This window comes from Pseudomonas sp. SMN11 (assembly GCF_052041945.1).
Lineage (GTDB): Bacteria > Pseudomonadota > Gammaproteobacteria > Pseudomonadales > Pseudomonadaceae > Aquipseudomonas.
This window is the reverse complement of record NZ_JBKGGW010000099.1, coordinates 1-402: the sequence shown is the minus strand read 5'-3', so window position 1 is coordinate 402 and position 402 is coordinate 1. Positions and strand designations below refer to the sequence as shown.

The window sequence follows — 402 nt, the reverse complement described above, 5'->3', positions numbered from 1 at the left end:
CCAGGTCGGCAGGTGCGCTTGGCGCGGTGATGTCCGGGGCACTGACCTGCGCAGGTAGCGACGAAGCACCGTCGGCATCGACGGCGGTAACGTTCAGCAATTGGCCGTTGGCTTGTGCCGGGGAGAGGGCGACGGTGAAGGTGCCGTCGTCACCGACCAGCACGCTACCCACCACGGTGCCGTTGGCATCGCGCACATCCACCCGGGTGCCGGCCTGGGCGCTGCCGCTGACGCTGCTGCCATCGGCGGCCACGGTCAGGTCGGTCGGGCTGGTCGGTACGGTGGTGCTGGGCACTGCATAGTCGACGGCGGTGGAGGCATTGCCGGCGGCGTCGGTCTGCACGATGCTCAGTTGCTCGCCCGGCTGGGCAGCCGGGGCCAGGTCGATGATGAAGGTGCCAC

General features: G+C 69.7%; 1 protein-coding gene. It reads right to left on the bottom strand.

Going from position 1 to position 402, the window contains the following annotated elements; genetic code table 11:
• Positions 1–402: Ig-like domain-containing protein (locus ACLEJU_RS28720; RefSeq protein ID WP_440776788.1), on the bottom strand; the 402-nt coding region annotated here is incomplete at both ends.